The organism is Pseudomyxococcus flavus (assembly GCF_050038885.1).
In the GTDB taxonomy this organism is placed as follows: domain Bacteria; phylum Myxococcota; class Myxococcia; order Myxococcales; family Myxococcaceae; genus Myxococcus; species Myxococcus flavus.
This window is the reverse complement of record NZ_CP143624.1, coordinates 1654426-1672404: the sequence shown is the minus strand read 5'-3', so window position 1 is coordinate 1672404 and position 17979 is coordinate 1654426. Positions and strand designations below refer to the sequence as shown.

At 68.8% G+C, this 17979-nt stretch carries 15 protein-coding genes; all 15 read right to left on the bottom strand.

Annotation, left to right across the window (positions count from 1 at the left end; translation table 11 throughout):
• Nucleotides 1-11: 11 nt before the first annotated feature.
• Nucleotides 12-677, bottom strand: a complete 666-nt coding sequence (locus VZL07_RS06930; protein WP_426754556.1) for a cytochrome c oxidase subunit 3 family protein — start codon at nt 675-677, stop codon at nt 12-14.
• Nucleotides 667-2337 carry a cytochrome c oxidase subunit I gene (gene ctaD / locus VZL07_RS06925; protein WP_426754555.1) on the bottom strand — a complete coding sequence of 557 codons (1671 nt, stop codon included), beginning with the start codon at nt 2335-2337 and terminating at the stop codon, nt 667-669. Before ctaD ends, VZL07_RS06930 begins: the two co-directional genes overlap by 11 nt.
• Entirely contained in the window at nt 2321-3367 is a 1047-nt protein-coding gene (coxB, locus tag VZL07_RS06920) for a cytochrome c oxidase subunit II (RefSeq protein ID WP_426754554.1), read from the bottom strand. The genes ctaD and coxB overlap by 17 nt, the downstream gene beginning before the upstream one ends.
• Nucleotides 3364-4245: an SCO family protein gene (locus VZL07_RS06915; RefSeq protein WP_426754553.1), complete on the bottom strand. Its 882-nt coding sequence runs from the start codon at nt 4243-4245 to the stop codon at nt 3364-3366. The genes coxB and VZL07_RS06915 overlap by 4 nt, the downstream gene beginning before the upstream one ends.
• A gap of 36 nt (nt 4246-4281) precedes the next feature.
• The gene (locus VZL07_RS06910) at nt 4282-4755 is read right to left on the bottom strand and encodes a hypothetical protein (protein WP_426754552.1); all 474 of its coding nucleotides are present in this window, start codon (nt 4753-4755) and stop codon (nt 4282-4284) included.
• The gene (locus VZL07_RS06905) at nt 4752-5987 is read right to left on the bottom strand and encodes a hypothetical protein (RefSeq protein WP_426754551.1); all 1236 of its coding nucleotides are present in this window, start codon (nt 5985-5987) and stop codon (nt 4752-4754) included. Before VZL07_RS06905 ends, VZL07_RS06910 begins: the two co-directional genes overlap by 4 nt.
• On the bottom strand, nt 5984-6577 hold the full coding sequence (locus tag VZL07_RS06900) for a c-type cytochrome (RefSeq protein ID WP_426754550.1): 594 nt from the start codon (nt 6575-6577) through the stop codon (nt 5984-5986). Before VZL07_RS06900 ends, VZL07_RS06905 begins: the two co-directional genes overlap by 4 nt.
• Nucleotides 6574-7119, bottom strand: a complete 546-nt coding sequence (locus VZL07_RS06895; protein ID WP_426754549.1) for a DUF3341 domain-containing protein — start codon at nt 7117-7119, stop codon at nt 6574-6576. The genes VZL07_RS06900 and VZL07_RS06895 overlap by 4 nt, the downstream gene beginning before the upstream one ends.
• Before the next feature lie 4 nt (nt 7120-7123).
• Nucleotides 7124-8563, bottom strand: coding sequence for an NrfD/PsrC family molybdoenzyme membrane anchor subunit (gene nrfD / locus VZL07_RS06890; RefSeq protein WP_426754548.1), 1440 nt, complete (start codon nt 8561-8563; stop codon nt 7124-7126).
• A gap of 3 nt (nt 8564-8566) precedes the next feature.
• Nucleotides 8567-11761 carry a TAT-variant-translocated molybdopterin oxidoreductase gene (locus VZL07_RS06885; RefSeq protein WP_426757250.1) on the bottom strand — a complete coding sequence of 1065 codons (3195 nt, stop codon included), beginning with the start codon at nt 11759-11761 and terminating at the stop codon, nt 8567-8569.
• Nucleotides 11758-12420: a cytochrome c3 family protein gene (locus VZL07_RS06880; protein WP_426754547.1), complete on the bottom strand. Its 663-nt coding sequence runs from the start codon at nt 12418-12420 to the stop codon at nt 11758-11760. Before VZL07_RS06880 ends, VZL07_RS06885 begins: the two co-directional genes overlap by 4 nt.
• A gap of 398 nt (nt 12421-12818) precedes the next feature.
• Entirely contained in the window at nt 12819-13184 is a 366-nt protein-coding gene (locus tag VZL07_RS06875; protein ID WP_426754546.1) for an HNH endonuclease, read from the bottom strand.
• Nucleotide 13185: 1 nt separating this feature from the next.
• Nucleotides 13186-13839: a ligase-associated DNA damage response endonuclease PdeM gene (pdeM, locus tag VZL07_RS06870; protein WP_426754545.1), complete on the bottom strand. Its 654-nt coding sequence runs from the start codon at nt 13837-13839 to the stop codon at nt 13186-13188.
• Nucleotides 13809-16394 carry a ligase-associated DNA damage response DEXH box helicase gene (locus tag VZL07_RS06865; protein ID WP_426754544.1) on the bottom strand — a complete coding sequence of 862 codons (2586 nt, stop codon included), beginning with the start codon at nt 16392-16394 and terminating at the stop codon, nt 13809-13811. The genes pdeM and VZL07_RS06865 overlap by 31 nt, the downstream gene beginning before the upstream one ends.
• A complete protein-coding gene (locus VZL07_RS06860; protein WP_426754543.1) occupies nt 16381-17976 on the bottom strand; it encodes an ATP-dependent DNA ligase in 1596 nt (531 codons plus the stop codon). The genes VZL07_RS06865 and VZL07_RS06860 overlap by 14 nt, the downstream gene beginning before the upstream one ends.
• Nucleotides 17977-17979: the final 3 nt, after the last annotated feature.

Sequence of the window (17979 nt, the reverse complement as noted above, 5' to 3'; positions counted from 1 at the left end):
GGAGGAACCCTTCAGACGAGGTACAGCATCGGGAAGAGGAAGATCCACACCAGGTCGACGAGGTGCCAGTACATGCTGCCCAGCTCGACCATCGTGTAGTTGTTCGGCCCGAAGTCCGCCTTCTTCAGCGCACGGACCATGGAGAAGGCCAGCACCACCATGCCGATGACGACGTGGAGGCCGTGCAGGGCCGTCGCGCAGAAGTACACCGTGAAGTACATGGGCACGCCAGGAAGCTGGATGCCCTCGTACGAGTAGAAGCGGCCCGGCAGCGTGCCAATCGCGAACTTGTGGTGGTACTCGAAGTACTTGATGACGAGGAAGCCCACCGCCATCAGCAGGGTGAGGGCAATCTGCACCGCCACCGCCTTGTTCTTCCCCTCCTTCGCGTAGTGCACCGCGAGCGCCGCGGTGAGCGAGGAGGTGATGAGCACCACCGTGTTCACGGTGCCCAGCGTCAGGTCCAGGCTGCGGCTGGCGGCGGCCCACGCCTCCGGGAAGAGGAAGCGGTAGACGCCGTAGCAGATGAAGAGGCCGGCGAAGAGCAGGATTTCCGTCGCCAGGAACAGCCACATGCCCAGGCGCGCGGCGTGGTTCTGCACCTCGAGCGAGGCGAAGTGGCCGGCGAGCCGGGGGACGGGCAGGACGCCCCCGGCGGCGTGAGAACTAGACTGCATCGGGCACCTCGGCCTTCTTGGGATCCACGTAGAAGTGGGGCTCCTCCGGGAACACCGGCTGCGGCCCCACGAAGTTGTGGGTCGGCGGCGGAGACTCGGACATCCACTCGTAGCCCTTGCTGCGCCACGGGTTCTTGCCCGACGCCTTGCCGTACACCAGGGAGTAGGTCAGGTACATGGCGATGATGACGAACCCGAACGCCAGCAGGGACGCGCCCGCGGTGGAGGCCACGTTCAGCGCCTGGAAGCGCTCCGGGTACTCGTAGTAGCGGCGGGGCATGCCGTTGTTGCCCAGCAGGAACTGGGGAATGAACGTGGCGTTGAAGCCCAGGATGATGAGCGCCGCGGACACCAGGCCCCAGCCCTCGTGGTACGTGCGCCCGAACATCTTCGGGAACCAGTAGTGGAGGGCGGCCAGGAAGGCCATGATGGTCGCGCCCACCATGATGAAGTGGAAGTGCGCCACCACGAAGTAGGTGTCGTGCCAGGGGACGTCCAGCGACACCGTGCCCAGCGCGATGCCCGTCATGCCACCGAACACGGTGAAGAACAGGAAGCCGCAGAAGTAGGCGAAGGGCGTCTTGAAGTCGACCGCGCCCTTGTAGACGGTGCCCACCCAGTTGAAGACCTTGATGGCGGTGAACACGCCCACCAGCATGGTCAGCACGCCGAACAGACCGCCCGCGAAGGTGGACTGGCCGGACACGAACATGTGGTGGCCCCAGGCGAAGAAGCCGACGAAGGCGATGCCCAGGCTGGAGTAGGCCACGGCGCGGTAGCCGAAGATGTTCTTGCGGCTGAAGGTCGAGACAATCTCGCTCATCACGCCGAAGGCCGGCAGCACCATGATGTACACGGCCGGGTGGCTGTAGAACCAGAACAGGTGCTGGAAGAGCACCGGGTCACCGCCGCGGGCCGGGTCGAACATGCCGAACCCGAACAGGTTCTCCACCGTCACCAGGCACAGCAGCAGACCAATCACGGGCGTGGCCAGCACCTGGATGCAGCTGGTGGCGTAGATGGCCCACACGAACAGCGGCATCTTGAACCAGGTGATGCCCGGCGCGCGCATGGTGTGCACCGTCACGATGAAGTTGATGCCCGTGACGATGGAGCTGAACCCGATGATGAACGCGCCGAACAGCACCGGCGCCACCGTGGTCGTCGTGTGCGCGCTGTACGGGGTGTAGAACGTCCAGCCCGTGTCCAGGCCGCCGTTGAGCATGCCCCACAGCGCGATGAACCCGCCGCCCAGGTAGATGTAGAGCGACAGCAGGTTCAGCCGCGGGAAGGCCACGTCCTTGGCGCCCAGCATCAGCGGCAGCATGAAGTTGCCGAAGACGGCCGGGATGGCCGGAATCATGAACAGGAAGATCATGACCAGGCCATGGAGCGTGAACGTACGGTTGTACGTCATCGCGTCCATGATGGTCGGGCCCGGCGTCAGCAGCTCCACCCGGATGAGCAGCGCGAAGATGCCGCCCACGAGGAAGAAGAGCAGGACCCAGAACAGGAACATGATCCCGATGCGCTTGTGGTCGACCGTCAGCAGCCACGACTTGATGGTGGTGCCGTCGACCAGGTAGCTCGGGTGGTGGTCGTGATGCTCCTCGGGCGCGGGGGTGGCGCCCGGGGCTGCGATGCTACTGGATGGCGTCATAGGCGGGTCCCTCGGAGGCGCCCTCACGGACGTTCGGAGTGCGAAGCGACTTGATGTACTCGACGATGGCGGCCGTCTCCGGGCCCTGCAGCTTGCCCTGGTAGGTCGGCATCACGTTCTGGTAGCCCGCCACCAGGTGGGCTCCCGGGTCCATCATCGACTGGGTGATGTAGGCCTCGTCCACGCGGATGGTCTCGCCGTTCTCGAGCTGCTCCACGCGGTCATACATGCCCAGGAAGGTGGGGCCGATGTGCTGCGAGCCGTCCACGGAGTGGCACTTGAGGCAGCCCTGGGTGCCCGCGAGCACCTGGCCCTGCTCCACCATGCGCGCCACCGGCGGCACCAGCGAGTTGTCCGCCAGCGCGTCCTGGCGGTCCTGCAGGCGGCCGCGGCGCTGCTCCTGGATCCAGTTCTCGTACTCCTCCTCGGGGAGCACGACGACCTCGGCCAGCATCTTCGAGTGCGACAGGCCGCAGTACTCGGTGCACAGCACCTGGTACGTGCCCGGCTTGGTCGCCTCGAACCAGATCTGCGTGTAGCGGCCCGGGAGCGCATCCATCTTGATGCGGAAGGCCGGCACGTAGAACGAGTGGAGCACGTCACGCGAGGTGATGAGCAGGCGCACCGGGCGGTTGGCCGGCACGTGCAGCACGTTCACCCCGTTGGGGCCCTCCGGGTAGGAGAACTTCCACATCCACTGCTTGCCCATGACGTAGACGTCCATCGCGTCCTTGGGCGGCGTGGTGACCCACGTGAAGTCCCGGAACCCGATACCGAACCAGGCCAGGAAGAACACGAGAGGGACGGAGACGAACAGGAACTCCGTCTTCAGCGTGGGGACCACGTACTCCGTCGCCTGCGCCGGGAGGCGGCGGCGGTAACGGAAGAAGAAGAACAGGGCCGCCAGACCGACGCCCGTGGACATCACCATCGTCGTACCGACGACGAAGTGATGCAGGAAGTCGATCCGCTCCGCGAACGTCGACGCGGCCTCCGGGAGGAACAGGATATCGTTGAGAAGCTCGCTCATGCCGCCGCGCCTTTCTTCAGCTCGCGCCTCCAGAAATAGATCAGCATCGTCGCCAGGGCGCAGAACACGGCAATGCCGCCCAGGCGGATGAACCCGAAGATGTAGAAGCCATACCGCCGAGTGGCGGTGTCATACTTGAAGCAGGACAGGATGATCTGATCGAAGCTGGTACCCACGCGGCCGTTGGCCGCCTCCAGCAACGCCAGCTTCATGTCCGAGGGGGGAAACGTCGTCCCGTAGAGATACCGGGAGATGCTGCCTTCTGGCGTGAGCACGTGCACCACGGCTGCGTGGGCGTACTGCTTGGTGCTCTCGTCGTACACGTACTTGAAGCCCAGCGCGTCCGCGAGCCGGCGGATCTCCGCGTCCGTGCCGGTGAGGAAGTGCCAGGGGGCCGTCTCCGGCTTGCCCATGGACTGCAGGTGCCGCCGCCGCCGGTCCAGGCTCTGGGCGGGGGTGTCCTCGGGGTCGATGCTGACGGTGACGGCCTCGTAGTCCTTGCCGAGCTCGAGCCCCAGCTCCTTCATGGCCTGCACCTGGGCGTTGAGCACCAGGTTACAGAGCATGGGGCAGTTGTAATAGACGAGCGTCAGCAGGGTGGGCTTCGACTTCGGCAGCACATCGCCCAGCCGCACCTCGCGCCCGGAGGCGTCGAGGAAGCGGGTGTCCATGGGCACCAGCTCCCCGAGGTGTTCCTGCACGTCCACGCCCTTCACCTGCGGCGGCAGGTCCTGCTGAGCCTCCAGGATGGCCCGGGGCGTCTTCCCGGCGCCCGGCATGGCCGAGGCCGGAATCGCGACGGCCAGCACCAGCGCCGCCGCGGCGAGGAGACCCGCGCGGCGGGCGCGCGGGAAGATGTGGGAGCGGGTGGACATCATTGCAGGACGGCTCTTACGACAGGGAAACGGCGAAGGCTACTGCTGCGGTGCGGGGGGCGTCTGCCCGGGAGCGGTCTCCGGGGCAGGGGTCGGCTCGGGCGCCGGAGCAGGGGGCGGGTTGCGCTTCTGCTCGATGACCGTCTTCATCGCCGCGTCGAGGGTGGGGTGCTGCTTCACCCCCGGCTGGTCACCCCAGCCGGCGCGCAGCGCCTGGTCCTGCCCGCCAATCTTGTCCTCGGCGTGCCAGTCCTGCTGGAACTGGCGCTGGTTGACGATGCCAATCTCGTACTGACCCATGGCCGCGGGGCGCGGCGGCGGGCCGTCCGGCTGGATGTCCGCCATGGTCCGGACCTGGATCCACCAGGCCCAGACGATGCCCACCGCGAAGATGGCGAGCGAACCCACGCCGATGCCCACCACCTTGCCCATGACGAGGTGGTCTTCCTCGGCCGCCACGCCGTGCGGGCCCACGATGACTCGCGACTCGAGCTCAGACTGGGTCTTCTTCATGGCTGCACGTACCTCAGGGACTCGGCGATGTAGGGGTCCTTCACCGTGAACGTGTACTGGCCACGCGCCAGGAAGAGGGCGAAGCCCACCGCGATGCCGCCCACGCCGAAGAACGCCGTCACCAGCGACCAGTGGAACGTCGGGCCCGCGTTACCCGTCAGCGCCGGCCACACCAGCCAGTACAGGTCCACCGCGTGCATGATGAGCAGGTACACCGCCACCACCGCCAGCTTCCGGGGCTGCAGCTTCAGGTTGCGGGACAGCAGCACGAAGAAGGGCAGCAGGAAGTGGAGGAAGAACAGGGCGATGGAGAGCGGCCGCCACGCGCCGAAGATGCGGATGCCGTACCAGGGCGCCTCTTCCGGGATGTTCGCGATCCAGATCAGCAGGAACTGGGAGAACGCGATGTAGGCCCAGAAGGCGGTGAAGGCGAGCATCAGCTTGCCGAGGTTGTGGAAGTGGTCCAGCTTCACGAGACTGCCGTAGAGGTCCTTGCCCTGAGCGTTCACCGTGACGATGGTCAGGATGCAGAAGGCCGCCAGGAAGCTTCCGGCGAAGTAATAGACGCCGAAGATGGTCGACTGCCAGAGCGGCGTGAGGCTCATCAGCCAGTCGAAAGAAGCGAAGGTGATGGTGAGGGCAAGGAAAGGCAGCACACCCGGAGAGAACTTGCGCTGCTTCACGGTGAGGTCGAGCCCGCCCTCGGTGTCCTGCTTCAGGCTCCAGGCCCGCAGCCGCCAGGCGGCGAAGGACCAGAGGCCGAAGTAGATGATGTTCCGGACGCCAACGCCGAAGATGCCGTTGTTCAGGTAGCCGTGCTGCTTGTGGCTCAGGTGCTCCAGCTCCAGGCTGGAGAAGCCCTTGGTCAGCTCGGAGCCGGGCCACCACGGGTACAGGTAGACGGCCATGGCCAGCAGCGGCAGGGCCAGCACGAAGAAGACGGGCATCACCGCGGAGGCCGTCTCCATGGTGCGGCGCAGGACGATGAGCCACTTGGCCTTCGCCGTGTGGAAGATGGCCTGCATGATGAGGAAGGCGACGCTGATGCCCACCCAGTAGGTGAAGCCAATCAGGTAGGCGTGCGCCGTCTCGGACTTGGCGCCGGTGGCGAAGAAGCCGCCCAGCGTGGCCAGCAGGCCGAGCACGCCCACGGCGAACGCGGGCACCATCAGCTTCGGGGTGCCAGTGTAGGGCCCGAGCTCCGTGTGCGAGGTGGTGACGGGGGGACTCATCGGTTCTCCTGCGGAACGGGCTGCTGGCCGTCCGTGCGGGTATTGCGGGCCGTCTGGAGCGCGCGGACGTAGGCGACCACGGCCCAGCGCTCGCGCAGGTCGAGCTCACCGGAGAAGGACGGCATCACGCCGTAGCCCTCGTTGATGGCCACGTAGAAGTGGCCGTCCGGCTTGTTCTCCAGGTCCAGCAGCGAGGGCGGCAGGCGCAGCGCCATGTTCTCCGCGACGACGCTGTTTCCGTCGCCCAGCACGCCGTGACACTGCGAGCAGACGATGTTGTACTTCTTCTCACCCAGGGTCAGCAGGTTCTGGTCCACCGTGATGGGCAGGTGGGCCACCGGCTGGCCGGCGCTGCGGCCGGTGAGGGCCACCTGGCGCTGCGCCGGGTCCTTCAGCTCGGGCAGCTTGGCGAAGCGCTCACGCGGCACGGTGCCCATGGGGGGCGTGCGCATGGCGCGGCCATCCGCCCAGAAGTCGGACGCCTCGTAGTACTCGTACTTCGCCTGGTGCTCCATGCGCTGGAGGAACTCCGAGCTGACGTTGCAGCCCGTGAGCGCGGCGAGTCCGGCGGCGGGGATGAGCCACCTCATTCCTTCTCTCCCGTGACGAGGGTCACCTGGGTCGCGCCCAGGGCCTTGAGCTGATCCATGACCGGCGTCGCGTCCGTGCCCGTCGCCTGGGGCACGCTCAGCCAGTAGCCGTGCGTGGAGGCGCTGCGGAAGTCCTCGGACTCGAAGACGGGGTGGTACGGCTGGGGCAGGCGGCTGAGCCCCAGCAGACCGAAGAAGATGCCGAACGCGGCGAACAGCACGCCCAGCTCGAAGGTGATGGGCACCCAGGCCGGCAGGGACAGCAACGGACGACCACCGATGTTGAGCGGGTAGTCGATGGTGTTCATCCACGTCTGCATGGCCAGCGCGGTGACGACGCCCGTCAGGCCGCCGCACAGGGCGATGAAGGGCACGCGCGAGGGCGGCAGGCCCAGGGCCTCCGAGCCGCCGTGCAGCGGGTACGGAGAGTAGGTGTCCATTCCCTCGAAGCCCTTCTCCCGCATCTGACGGGTGGCGGAGACGAGGGAGTCCGGCGTCGGGAACTCGGCCAGGACCCAGGAATTCAGAACGGTGGCTTCCATGGCTCTAGTGCGCTCCGTGGGTGAGGGTGCCAGCGCCGGCACTCGCACCGTCAGTGCCGTGGTGGTGGGCGGCGTGCTTGAGCTCGAGCTGGAGCTCCTTCACCTCGCTGATGGCGACCGCGGGCACGAACTTGAGGAACAGCAGGAACAGGGTGCCGAACAGGCCCAGGGTGCCGATGTAGATGGACCAGTCCACCCAGGTCGGGGTGTAGAGGCCCCACGACGAGGGCAGGAAGTCCTGGCTCAGCGAGGTGACGATGATGATGAACCGCTCGCACCACATGCCGATGTTCACCGCGATGGACGCGACCCACATGATGGCGATGTTGGTGCGGGCCTTCTTGAACCAGAAGATGTTCGGGGTGATGACGTTGCACGCAATCATCAGCCAGTACACGCCGGCGTAGGGGCCCGTGGCGCGGTTCACGTAGAAGGTCCAGATCTCGTACTGGTTCTGCGAGTACCAGGCGACGAAGTGCTCCATCAGGTACCCGTAGGACACGATGAGGCCCGTCGCGAGGATGACCTTGTTCATGTTCTCCAGGTGCCGGTCCGTAATCACGTCCCGCAGGCCCAGGTACTTGCGCGCGGGGATGATGAGGGTGATCACCATCGCGAAGCCGCTGAACACGGCGCCGGCCACGAAGTAGGGCGGGAAGACGGTGGTGTGCCAGCCGGGCAGCAGGGAGACGGCGAAGTCGAACGAAACGATGGTGTGCACCGACACCACGAGCGGCGTGGAGAGGCCGGCCAGCAGCAGGTAGGCAATCTTGTAGTTGTGCCAGTGCCGACCGGAGCCGCGCCAGCCGAGCGCGAACAGGCCGTAGATGGCGCGCTGCACCTTGCTCTTGGACGCGTCACGCAGGGCCGCCAGGTCCGGGATGAGGCCCACGAACCAGAAGAGCGCGGACACCGTGAGGTACGTGGAGATGGCGAACACGTCCCACACCAGCGGCGAGCGGAACTGCGGCCACGCGCCCAGGGTGCTGGGGTAGGGGAACAGCCAGAAGGCGAACCAGGGACGGCCGGTGTGCAGCAGCGGGAAGAGGCCCGCGCACATGACGGCGAACAGCGTCATGGCCTCGGCGAACCTGTTGATGCTCGTGCGCCACTTCTGCTGGAAGAGCAGGAGGATGGCGGAGATGAGCGTACCGGCGTGGCCGATACCGACCCACCAGACGAAGTTGATGATGTCGAACGCCCAGCCGACGGGCTGGTTGTTGCCCCACACGCCGATACCGCGGGCCAGCGTGTAGGTGACACCGATGACGAGCAGGCCCAGGGCGCTGAGCGTCAGGCCGAAGAGCATGAACCAGCCCTTGCCCGGCTTGCGCCAGACATGGTCCAGCAGTGTCTCGGTCAGGGACGCGTCGTCGTGGTGTGGCGCGACGAGGGGCCGCGGCTCGAGCGGATCGAGGGCAGCGGTGGCAGTCGTTTCAGCCATGGCTTAGTGGCTCCCTTGGTTCGCAGCGGCGGGCGCGGCGGGCTCGAGGGCGGGGTTGGGATTGCGGACGCGGATGAGGTGCGCGGTACGCGGACGGGTACCGAGCTCGTGCAGCAGCTTGTACGCGCGCTCGTCCTCGTGGAGCTGCGTGACGCGCTGCTGCGGGTCGTTGAGGGAGCCGAACGTGATGGCCTGCGTGGGGCAGGTCTGCTGGCAGGCCGTCTGCAGCTCCTTCTCGTTGATGAGCCGCTTCTCGACGCGGGCGTCGATGCGCACCCGCTCGATGCGCTGCACGCAGTACGTGCACTTCTCCATCACGCCGCGGTTGCGGACGGTGACGTCCGGGTTCATCAGCATCTTCTCGGTGGCCGTCTTGTCCGCCGTGTAGTGCAGGTAGTTGAACCGGCGCACCTTGTACGGGCAGTTGTTCGAGCAGTACCGGGTGCCGACGCAGCGGTTGTACACCATGTCGTTGAGGCCCTCGTCCGAGTGCACGGTGGCGTTCACCGGGCACACGTACTCGCAGGGGGCCTTCTCGCAGTGCACGCACATCACGGGCTGCATGACCATCCGCGGGTCGCTCTCGCTGCCCTCGAAGTACCGGTCGATGCGCAGCCACTGCATCTCGCGGCTGACCGAGACCTGCTGCTTGCCCACGACGGGGATGTTGTTCTCCGCCTGGCAGGCAATCACGCACGCGCTGCAGCCGGTGCAGCGGGACAGGTCGATGGCCATGCCCCACTTGTAGCCCTGCGGATTGCTGGGGCCCTTGTTGTAGTCGAAGTCGGGCAGGTTGTTCTGGAAGCCGAGCTTCAGCTCGCCCTTGACGCGGTGGAGCGTGTGCTCCGTGGCGGTGGACGGGTTCTTCAGCTCGGACAGCGGCATGTCCAGCGCCAGCGGGCGGTTCTCCATCCGCCAGTGCGTCTGGGTCAGGCTGAACTTGTAGCTGCCGCGCACCTTGGTGAGCGTGGCGCCGCCGTCGAACCAGGGGGCCTTCATGGTGCGCAGGGCGTTGGCGTTGAAGCCCACCGCCTTGGCCACCTGCTCGTGCAGGCCGTCGCGGCCGTAGCCCAGCGACATCGTCACCGTGTCGTCCTCGTGGCCCGGCGTCACCCAGACGGGCACGTTCAGCTTGCGGCCGCCGTAGGTCAGCTCCGCCATGTCACCGGGCTGCAGGCCCAGGCGCTCGGCGGTCTTCGGGCTGAGCAGCGCGGCGTTGTCCCAGGTCATCTTGGTGATGGGGTCCGGGAGCTCCTGCAGCCACGCGTTGTTGGCGAAGCGGCCGTCGAAGACCTTGTAGTCGTGGACGAAGTTGATCTCGAGCTCGCCCGAGGCGGGGGCCGTGTAGCCCGACACCAGCGCCGCGGCGGCGCCGAAGTCCGGAGCGGCCTGCACCGCGGCGGACTGCGTGCCGGGGATGGTGCCGTCCGACACCCAGCTCTCCCAGCGGGCCTCGAAGTCACCCTGGCCCGCGGCCTGGCCCTGCCAGTAGTCGCGCAGCATCTGGTACGCGGGGCGGTAGGGCTCGTCGAGGAACATCGCCAGCAGCTCGGTCTCCGGCACGCCGTTGAAGAGCGGCTGGATGAGCGGCTGGGCAATGGCCACGGTGCCGTCGATGGCGCGGCCGTCGCTCCACGTCTCCAGCGGGTGCGCCGCGGGGACGAACCAGTCGGCGTACTGGCTGGTCTCGTCCTCGTAGAGGCCCGTGTAGATGACGGTGAGGTTGCCGCGGTTGGGGTTGGTGGCCGGGTCCAGCAGCTCCTTCAGGCCCGTGTCCACCGGCACCGAGAACACCGGGTTCCAGGTGGTGATGACCAGCGTGTCCACGCGGCCGGCCGTGATGTCCTCCACCAGGGCGCGGACCTCGCTCAGGCCGCTCGTCTCGGGGACGGACGCCTGCACGTAGCGCACGGTGGTGCCGGTGTTGCCCAGGGCGGCGTTGATGGCGTGGGCCAGGGCGTGGACGGCGGCCGGCTGACGCTCACCCGCGACGACCAGGCTGCGGCCCGGGCGGGCACCGCGCAGGTCGGCGACGACGGCCTGCACCCAGTCGTTCAGCTCGGCGCGGAGGTTCGCCTTGCCCGAGGCGGCGCCGGCCAGCGAGGCGGCGGGGCCACCCACGGCCTGGGCCACGGCGGCGGCGACGGCGAGCACCTCCTGCGACTTCACGCGCAGGCGGTGGTCGGCCATGCCGCCGGTGATGGAGAAGCGGGCCTCGGCCACGTAGAGCCGGTTGAGCGGACCGGTGTTCGGGTCGCGCCGGTTGGCGAACTGGCGCGCGTAGGCCAGGTTCTCCGGGCGGCTCTCCAGGAAGTCCGCGTCCAGCGACAGGATGATGTCCGCCTGGGCGAAGTCATAGAGGGCGGCCACGGGCTGGCCGCCGAAGAGCGCGCGGATCGCCTGGGACTGCGCGTCCTGCGTCTGGGCGGTGTAGCTGTGGAAGCGCGCGTTCGGCAGCTTCTTCAGGATGCGGCTGCGCAGGTCGCCCCCCAGCGGCGAGTTGCCGGGCTCGGACAGGAAGCGCACGCGGCTGCCGCCGTCGGCGGCGCCCGCCTTGTTGGCGCGGTTGGCCAGCTCCTCGCGCAGGGCGCGGAGGGCGCGCGGGCTCTTGCCCTGACGGAGCACGCGGGCGCGGCTCGGGTCGTACAGGGACAGGAGGAACGCCTGCTCCCAGGGACCGGCGGCGCCCTGGTTGATGGGGTGGTCCGGGTTGCCCTCGATCTTCACGGGGCGACCCTCGCGGGCGGTGATGAGCAGGCCGGAGGTGTTGCCGGCCAGCGTCATGCCGGACGCGTAGTGGAGCGGGTTGCCCGGGACGAGCTCGGGAGGCGTCTTGGTGTAGGGCAGGAGGCGCTCATCCACCGGGCGCGTGCTGCACGCGGTGGCGCCGGCCAGCGCCAGCGAGGCACCCAGCAGGTGCATGAACTCGCGACGGGCGAAGCCGGTGGGCGCCAGGTCCGCGCCGACGGGGAACTCGGGCCGCGTCTCCTCGAGGAACTCGGGCGTGCCGAGCTTCTCCTCCAGGCTGCGCCAGTACGTCTGGCCATAGCCGGGCTCGGAGGGGGAGGCCTTGGCGGCGGCGTGCTCGAGCGCCTCGCCGATGACGTCCGGCGTGGCAGCGGGCCGGTCCGAGACGACCGGGAGCGCGAAGGAGGAGGGGGTGTCCTGCGACGGGGCGCCGTCGCGCTTCGTGTTCATCGGTGGCATGTGGAGCAGCTCTCGCGCGAGTGGACGTCGTAGGCTTCTGCCAGCTGGCGGCCAAGCTCAGCGGCCTTGGCCTTGTCTTCGGGCGGGGTCCAGGTCATCGAGGTGATGAACTCCGCCGGACGCAGGTGGGGCTCCGGATTGCGGTGGCAATCCAGGCACCAGGCCATGGTGAGCGGGGCGACCTGCTCCACGGCGCCCATCTGGTCGACGCGGCCGTGGCAGGTGGCGCAGCCAACGCCCTTGGCCACGTGGATGGAGTGGTTGAAGTAGACGAAGTCCGGCAGGTTGTGCACGCGGACCCAGGGGATGGGCATGTCGGAGAAGAAGGCCTTGCGCACCTCGGTGAGGTACGGGCTCTTGTTCCAGACCTGTGCGTGGCAGGACATGCACACCGTGGTGGAGGGGATACCCGCGGACGGGGACTCCTCGACCGACCAGTGGCAGTACCGGCAGTCAATCTGCTCATCACCCGCGTGGTGGCGGTGATCGAACTCGATCGGCTGTTCGATGGGCCGCTGCTGGCCAGTGACGTACGGCGAGCGCACATAGGCCATGAGGCCGCCGATGCCGATGGCGGGCACGGCAAGGAGCGCCGCGGCGGACAGCCGCGACACCGTGTTCGTCCAACGTGGGAAGAGAGGGCCGCTCATACCAGGACCATGGGCAAGGGGGCTTCGACAACAGCAGTGACGGGAACGGAAAGCGAGGCGTGGACGTTACCGGGCACGGGGAGCGGAGGGGCGTTCCCGGCCCCACAGGGGCGGGTGGGCGGTGGCTCCTGGCGCACTGAAGGCGAAGCGGACACGTCCAACGAAACCTCTATTAGTAATGCCGTGGGCGGGGCCCTCCTCCTCTCCCTGCCCTAATGCGGCGCGGGACCATCGGGCATCGACACGGCAGTGTCAACCATTCTGATTTGGTGGCAGGGGGATACCACTTCCTCGTGCGAGGGCGGAAAGTCGCGGTCGCGCGGTGATGAATCTCTCTTCTGGCGGGAGGTAGGGACGATTGAGCGAAGCACCCGCCGGTGCGGATCAATCCGGGTGATTCACGCCTCGTCGTCGGACTCGGGGTGCCGCCAGCGCTCGCGGCGGCGCGCCAGGAGCCGTTCCACCAGCTCCCGCGCGCGAGCGTCCCGGTGATAGCGGGGGTCGTGACGGCTTCCCTTGCCCTGGTTGCAGCGGGCGCAGGCGAGGGCCAGGTTGGTCAGCGCGTCCGTCCCTCCGGCCGTCTTCGGGAGGATGTGCTCGATGGTGGCGCGGCTGATCGGCTCTCCATCCAGGCCGACCCATAAGTGGGCGTTGCAGTGCAAGCACTTGCCGAGCCACGCCTCGCGGCCCCGATGCTCGGTCCGCTCGAAGGTATTATCTGTTTCGATGATACCCAGTATCTTGCGACGCTTGGCGTGACTCACCCTACACCTCGACGACGGCGGGGCCGGCGACGGCGAAGAGCCGATCGCCCGCGCGGCGGGAGACGTTGAGGCCGCCCGTGAAGGCGCTGAAGGCCGGAAGCACGCCCACGCCGCGTCCCACATGGAAGCAGGGAAGGCGCAGCGTGTCGCTTCTGCCACCCAAGCGCACCATGGGGTGCACGTGACCTGCCCACACGTAGCGGTCTGACACGGGGGCGGGGTGGTGGGCGAAGCGGAAGGGGCCCTCGTCGGCGTGGGACTCACGGACGTCCAGGCGCCAACACTCGGGCAGTGTCTTCACGTGGCGGTCATGGTTGCCCCGCACCAGGACGCACTCGACGGACGCGTGGGCCTCCCGCCAGCGGGCGAGCCGGTCCACCAGCGTGGGCGTGAGGCCCTGGCGGGAGTGGATGAGGTCTCCCAGCAGCAGCAGTCTGCGGGCCCCGGTGGTGGTGAGGGCGGCGGACAGCCGGGCCAGGTCGTCCTCCAGCACGCCGGTGGGCAGGGGGATGCCGTGCTGCTGGAAGCTCTCCGTCTTGCCCCAGTGCAGGTCCGCGACGGCCAGGGTGCTGGCGTCGGGCCAGTACAGGGCCCGCTCTGGAAGCAGCTCCAGCAGGGTGTCCGCTACGCGGACCTGGCATCTTCTCGAGTCCATCGCTCCTTCAGGCGCTCCACCCGCTCCAGCAGGGACTCGCTGGACAGGCTCGCGCTGATGCGCTCGACGACGAGCGGGAAGCCCAGCGGGGTGGGCCTGCGGACGTGGGCGAGCTCCAGGGGCGAGGAGGCCAGGCGCTCCAGCGTCCGCTCCAGGCGCCCCTCCTCGAACTGCTGCTCCAGCACCTCGCGGCGGGCCTGCACGAGCAGCAGGTTGTCCGGGTCGTACTTGAGGAAGACATCGTGGAGCAGTGACGCGCTGGCCTGGACCTGCCGCGAGGACTTGCGCGCCCCGGGGAGGCCCGGCAGCACCAGCCCCGCGATGCGGGCGATGTCGCGGAACTGACGCTTCGACAGCTCGCCGACGTTGACGCTCTCCAGCACGTCCGCCTCCAGCCGCTCGCGGGTGAAGAGGGCGGGGTGCAGCGCTTCCTCGAAAGGAAAGGGCGTGGGCGTGAGCAGCTCCAGGCCATAGTCGTTCACCGACAGGGTGAAGGTGGCCTTGCGCAGGCGCGTCAGCCGCAGCGCCAGCAGCGCCGCCAGCCCTTCGTGCACGAGCCTCCCCTCGAAGGGGTAGAGGAAGAGGTGGTGCCCGTCTCGCGTCTGGCAGGTCTCCGCCAGCAGGCGGTCCGCCGCGGGGATGCGGGAGAGGCGGGCCTGCGCATCCAGCACGGGCCAGGCCGCGGCCAGCTCGTCCGAAGTGATGTCGCCGTGGCGCGCGGCGTCCAGTGTGCGGCGCACGGCGGCGGCCAGCGAGCTGGACAGGGGCAGGCGACTGCCGCCCCAGCGCGGCGTCTGGGTGGCCTTCGTCTTCGCGGGCCGCACGTAGGCGGTCATGTCCTGGATGCGGCTGAACTCCAGCTTCTTCCCCGCGAAGAGGAAGGTGTCGCCCGGCTTGAGGCGGCTGACGTAGGACTCCTCCACGCTGCCCAGGCGCCCTCCGCTCCAGTAGCGCAGCTGCACCACGGCGTCGGACGTGATGGTGCCGATGTTGAGGCGGTGCATGCGCGCGACGCGCGCGTCCGCGACGACGCAGCGGCCCTCGTGCTCCGCCACGCGGCGGAACTCCGGGTAGGCTCGCAGCGTCGGGCTGCCTTCGCGGACCAGGGACAGGGTCCACGCGAACTCCTCGTCGGTGAGGTGGGCATAGGCCGCCGCCGTGCGCACCTCGTCGCGCAGGGCCTCGGCCGTGAAGCCGCCTCCCAGCGCGCACGTCACCAGGTGCTGGGCCAGCACATCGAGCGGCTTGCTCGGGGCCGTGCGGGCCTCCACCTCGCGGCGGCGCAGGGCGTCCCGGGCGGCGGCCATCTCCACCAGCTCCAGGGCATGCGTGGGGACGAAGAGGATGTGGCAGGTGGCGCCAGGCCGGTGAGCGCTGCGGCCCGCGCGCTGCGTCGTCCGGCCAATGCCCTTGGGGCTGCCCACCTGCACCACGCGCTCCACCGGGCCGAAGTCCACGCCCAGGTCCAGCGAGGACGTGCACACCACGATGCGCAGCGAGCCTTCCTTGAGGCCACCTTCCACGCGCTCGCGCTCCTCGCGGTCGATGGAGCCATGGTGGAGCGCGATGAGGTGCTCCCACTCCGGACGGGCGAAGCGCAGGCCCTCGAACCAGCGCTCGGCCTGGGAGCGCGTGTTGGTGAAGATGAGCGTGGAGCGCTCCGCGTCCAGCCACGTGGCCACGCGGGCCAGCATGGAGAAGCCCAGGTGCCCCGCCCAGGGGAAGCTGTCCACGGACTCGGGCAGCAGCGTCTCCACGGCCACGGGGCGCTCCAGCGCCGCGCTCACCATCGTGGGCGTATGCTCGGTGCCCACGGCGTGGCGCGCGGCCTCGGCCAGGTTGGCCAGCGTGGCGGAGAGCGCCCAGGTGCGAACGCCCGGCGCGAAGTGGCGCAGGCGGGCCAGGGCGAGCTCGAGCTGCGAGCCCCGCTTGGAGCCGAGCAGCTCATGCCATTCGTCCACGATGATGGAGCGCAGCGACGCGAACAGCTCCGAGGCCCGCTCGTGCGTGAGCAGGACGCACAGCGACTCCGGCGTGGTGATGAGCACCTCGGGCAGCCGCTCCCGCTGGCGCTGGCGCACCGACGACGAGGTGTCCCCGGTGCGGCTCTCCACGGAGATGTCCGCGTCCAGGACGCGCAGCGGCTCGCGCAGGGCCTGCTCCACGTCGCGCGACACCGCTCGCAAGGGCGTCACGTAGAGCACCTGGAGCCCGCGCTGCCCGTGCGTCGCCACGTCCGCGAGCGGGCCCAGGTAGGCCGCGTAGGTCTTCCCCGCGCCGGTGGGAACGTGGATGAGGCCGCTCTCTCCGCGGGCATGGGCGGCCCACGCTTCTTCCTGGAAGGGATAGGGGGTCCACCCCTTCTCGCGGAACCAGCCTCGCAGGCGCTCCATCGCTGAGGCTTCCATTCCATCCACGGCCCGAGGCGGCACGGTGCGGCGGGGGCGGCGCGGCTTGCGCGAGGGCTTCGGCGCTGGGGGCGCGGCGTCGGCGCGCAGGGCCTTCCGCCCGGCCGCGATCTGCGCCCGCAGCGACGGAGGCCTACCCGCTGGCATGGAGCAGCTCCTTCAGCGTGTCGAGCGTGTCCGCGTCCTGCGGCTTCTTGTCGGTGCGCCAGCGCGCGATGCGGGGGAAGCGCAGCGCGACCCCGGACTTGTGACGCGGCGAGGGCTGGATGCCCTCGAAGTGCAGCTCGAAGACCTGCTCGGGCTCCACCGAGCGCACCGGGCCATACTTCTCCCGGGTGTGCGCGCGAATCCACCGGTCCAGCCGGCCAATCTCCGCGTCCGTCAGGCCCGAGTACGCCTTCGTCACCGGCTGGAGCTCCGGTCCGTTCCACACGGCGAAGGTGTAGTCGGTGTAGAGCGACGAGCGTCGGCCGTGCCCCGGGTGCGCGTAGAGCAGCACCGCGTCCACGGTGAACGGGTCAATCTTCCACTTCCACCAGTCGCCGCGCTTGCGGCCGGTGAGGTAGGGCGAGTCGAGGCGCTTGAGCATGAAGCCCTCGACGTTGCGCTCCCGGGCCTCGCCGCGTGCCGTGGCCAGGGACTCCCACGTCGCCGCGCCCACGATGGGCGAGAGGGGCAGCCGCGGCGTGTCCATCAGCAGCGCCTCCAGCTTCGCGCGCCGCTCGCGCAGCGGCAGGCCGCGCACGTCCTCGCCGCCCAGCTCCAGCACGTCGTAGGCGATGAAGGCCGCGGGGGCCTCCGCCAGCACCTTGGGCGTCAGCTTCTGCCGACCGATGCGGCGCTGGAGCTTCGCGAAGGGCAGGGGTCTGCCGTCCTCGTACGCCAGCACCTCGCCGTCCAGCACCGTGCCTTCGGGCAGCGCGGTGGCCGCGTCCGCGATTTCGGGGAAGCGCTCGGTGATGAGCTCCTCGCCCCGGCTCCAGAGGTGGACGCCGCCCTTGCGGCGGATGAGCTGGCCGCGGATGCCATCCCACTTCCATTCCACCTGCCAGTCCGCGCGCTCGCCCAGCGCCGCTGGTGGCTGCTCCAGCGGTGAGGCCAGGTAGAAGGGATAGGGCCGAGAGCTGTCTCCGTCCGAAACGTCCTGCGACACGAGCTGCCGGAAGAAGGCGGGCGACGGCGTCCACGTTCCCATCAGCCGGTGCGCCACGCTGGGCGCTGGCAGCCCCGCCACCTGCGCCACCGCGCGGACCACCAGCGTGGAGGACACGCCCACGCGCAGCTCGCCGGTGAGCATCTTGTTCAGCAGGAACAGCTCGCGCCGGGGCATGCTGTGCCACCAGGACACCACCTGCTCGCGTTGCCCGGCGGCATCGAGCTGCCGCAGCGGCAGCAGGCGCTGCTCCAGCCAGACGGACAGGGGCAGCTCCTCGGTGCGCGCTGGCCGCTCCCGCGCGTCCAGCAGCAGGGCAATCACCTCCGCGAGGTCGCCCACGGAGGCGTAGACCTCCTCGAAGAGCCAGCCCGGGATGCCCGTCAGCTCCTGCGTCCATCCCACCAGCAGCTTCGTGGGAATCAACCGCTTCAGCTTCTGGCCGGTGAGGAAGTAGAGCGCCCACGCCGCGTCTTCCGGGGGCGCCTCGTGGAAGTAGCGCGCGAGCGCGTCCACCTTCGCGTTGGTGGAGGTGGTCTGGTCCAGGGCGTCGTAGAGGTCGGCCAGGCGGCGCACGCG

Bases quoted from the DNA above. Each gene is read 5' to 3' on its own strand.
- VZL07_RS06910 (WP_426754552.1), bottom strand. From the start codon at position 4,755: ATGAAGAAGACCCAGTCTGAGCTCGAGTCGCGAGTCATCGTGGGCCCG.
- VZL07_RS06895 (WP_426754549.1), bottom strand. From the start codon at position 7,119: ATGGAAGCCACCGTTCTGAATTCCTGGGTCCTGGCCGAGTTCCCGACG.
- ctaD (WP_426754555.1), bottom strand. From the start codon at position 2,337: ATGACGCCATCCAGTAGCATCGCAGCCCCGGGCGCCACCCCCGCGCCC.
- VZL07_RS06865 (WP_426754544.1), bottom strand. From the start codon at position 16,394: ATGCCAGCGGGTAGGCCTCCGTCGCTGCGGGCGCAGATCGCGGCCGGG.
- coxB (WP_426754554.1), bottom strand. From the start codon at position 3,367: ATGAGCGAGCTTCTCAACGATATCCTGTTCCTCCCGGAGGCCGCGTCG.
- VZL07_RS06930 (WP_426754556.1), bottom strand. From the start codon at position 677: ATGCAGTCTAGTTCTCACGCCGCCGGGGGCGTCCTGCCCGTCCCCCGG.
- VZL07_RS06915 (WP_426754553.1), bottom strand. From the start codon at position 4,245: ATGATGTCCACCCGCTCCCACATCTTCCCGCGCGCCCGCCGCGCGGGT.
- VZL07_RS06885 (WP_426757250.1), bottom strand. From the start codon at position 11,761: ATGAACACGAAGCGCGACGGCGCCCCGTCGCAGGACACCCCCTCCTCC.
- VZL07_RS06880 (WP_426754547.1), bottom strand. From the start codon at position 12,420: ATGAGCGGCCCTCTCTTCCCACGTTGGACGAACACGGTGTCGCGGCTG.
- pdeM (WP_426754545.1), bottom strand. From the start codon at position 13,839: ATGGACTCGAGAAGATGCCAGGTCCGCGTAGCGGACACCCTGCTGGAG.
- VZL07_RS06905 (WP_426754551.1), bottom strand. From the start codon at position 5,987: ATGAGTCCCCCCGTCACCACCTCGCACACGGAGCTCGGGCCCTACACT.
- nrfD (WP_426754548.1), bottom strand. From the start codon at position 8,563: ATGGCTGAAACGACTGCCACCGCTGCCCTCGATCCGCTCGAGCCGCGG.
- VZL07_RS06900 (WP_426754550.1), bottom strand. From the start codon at position 6,577: ATGAGGTGGCTCATCCCCGCCGCCGGACTCGCCGCGCTCACGGGCTGC.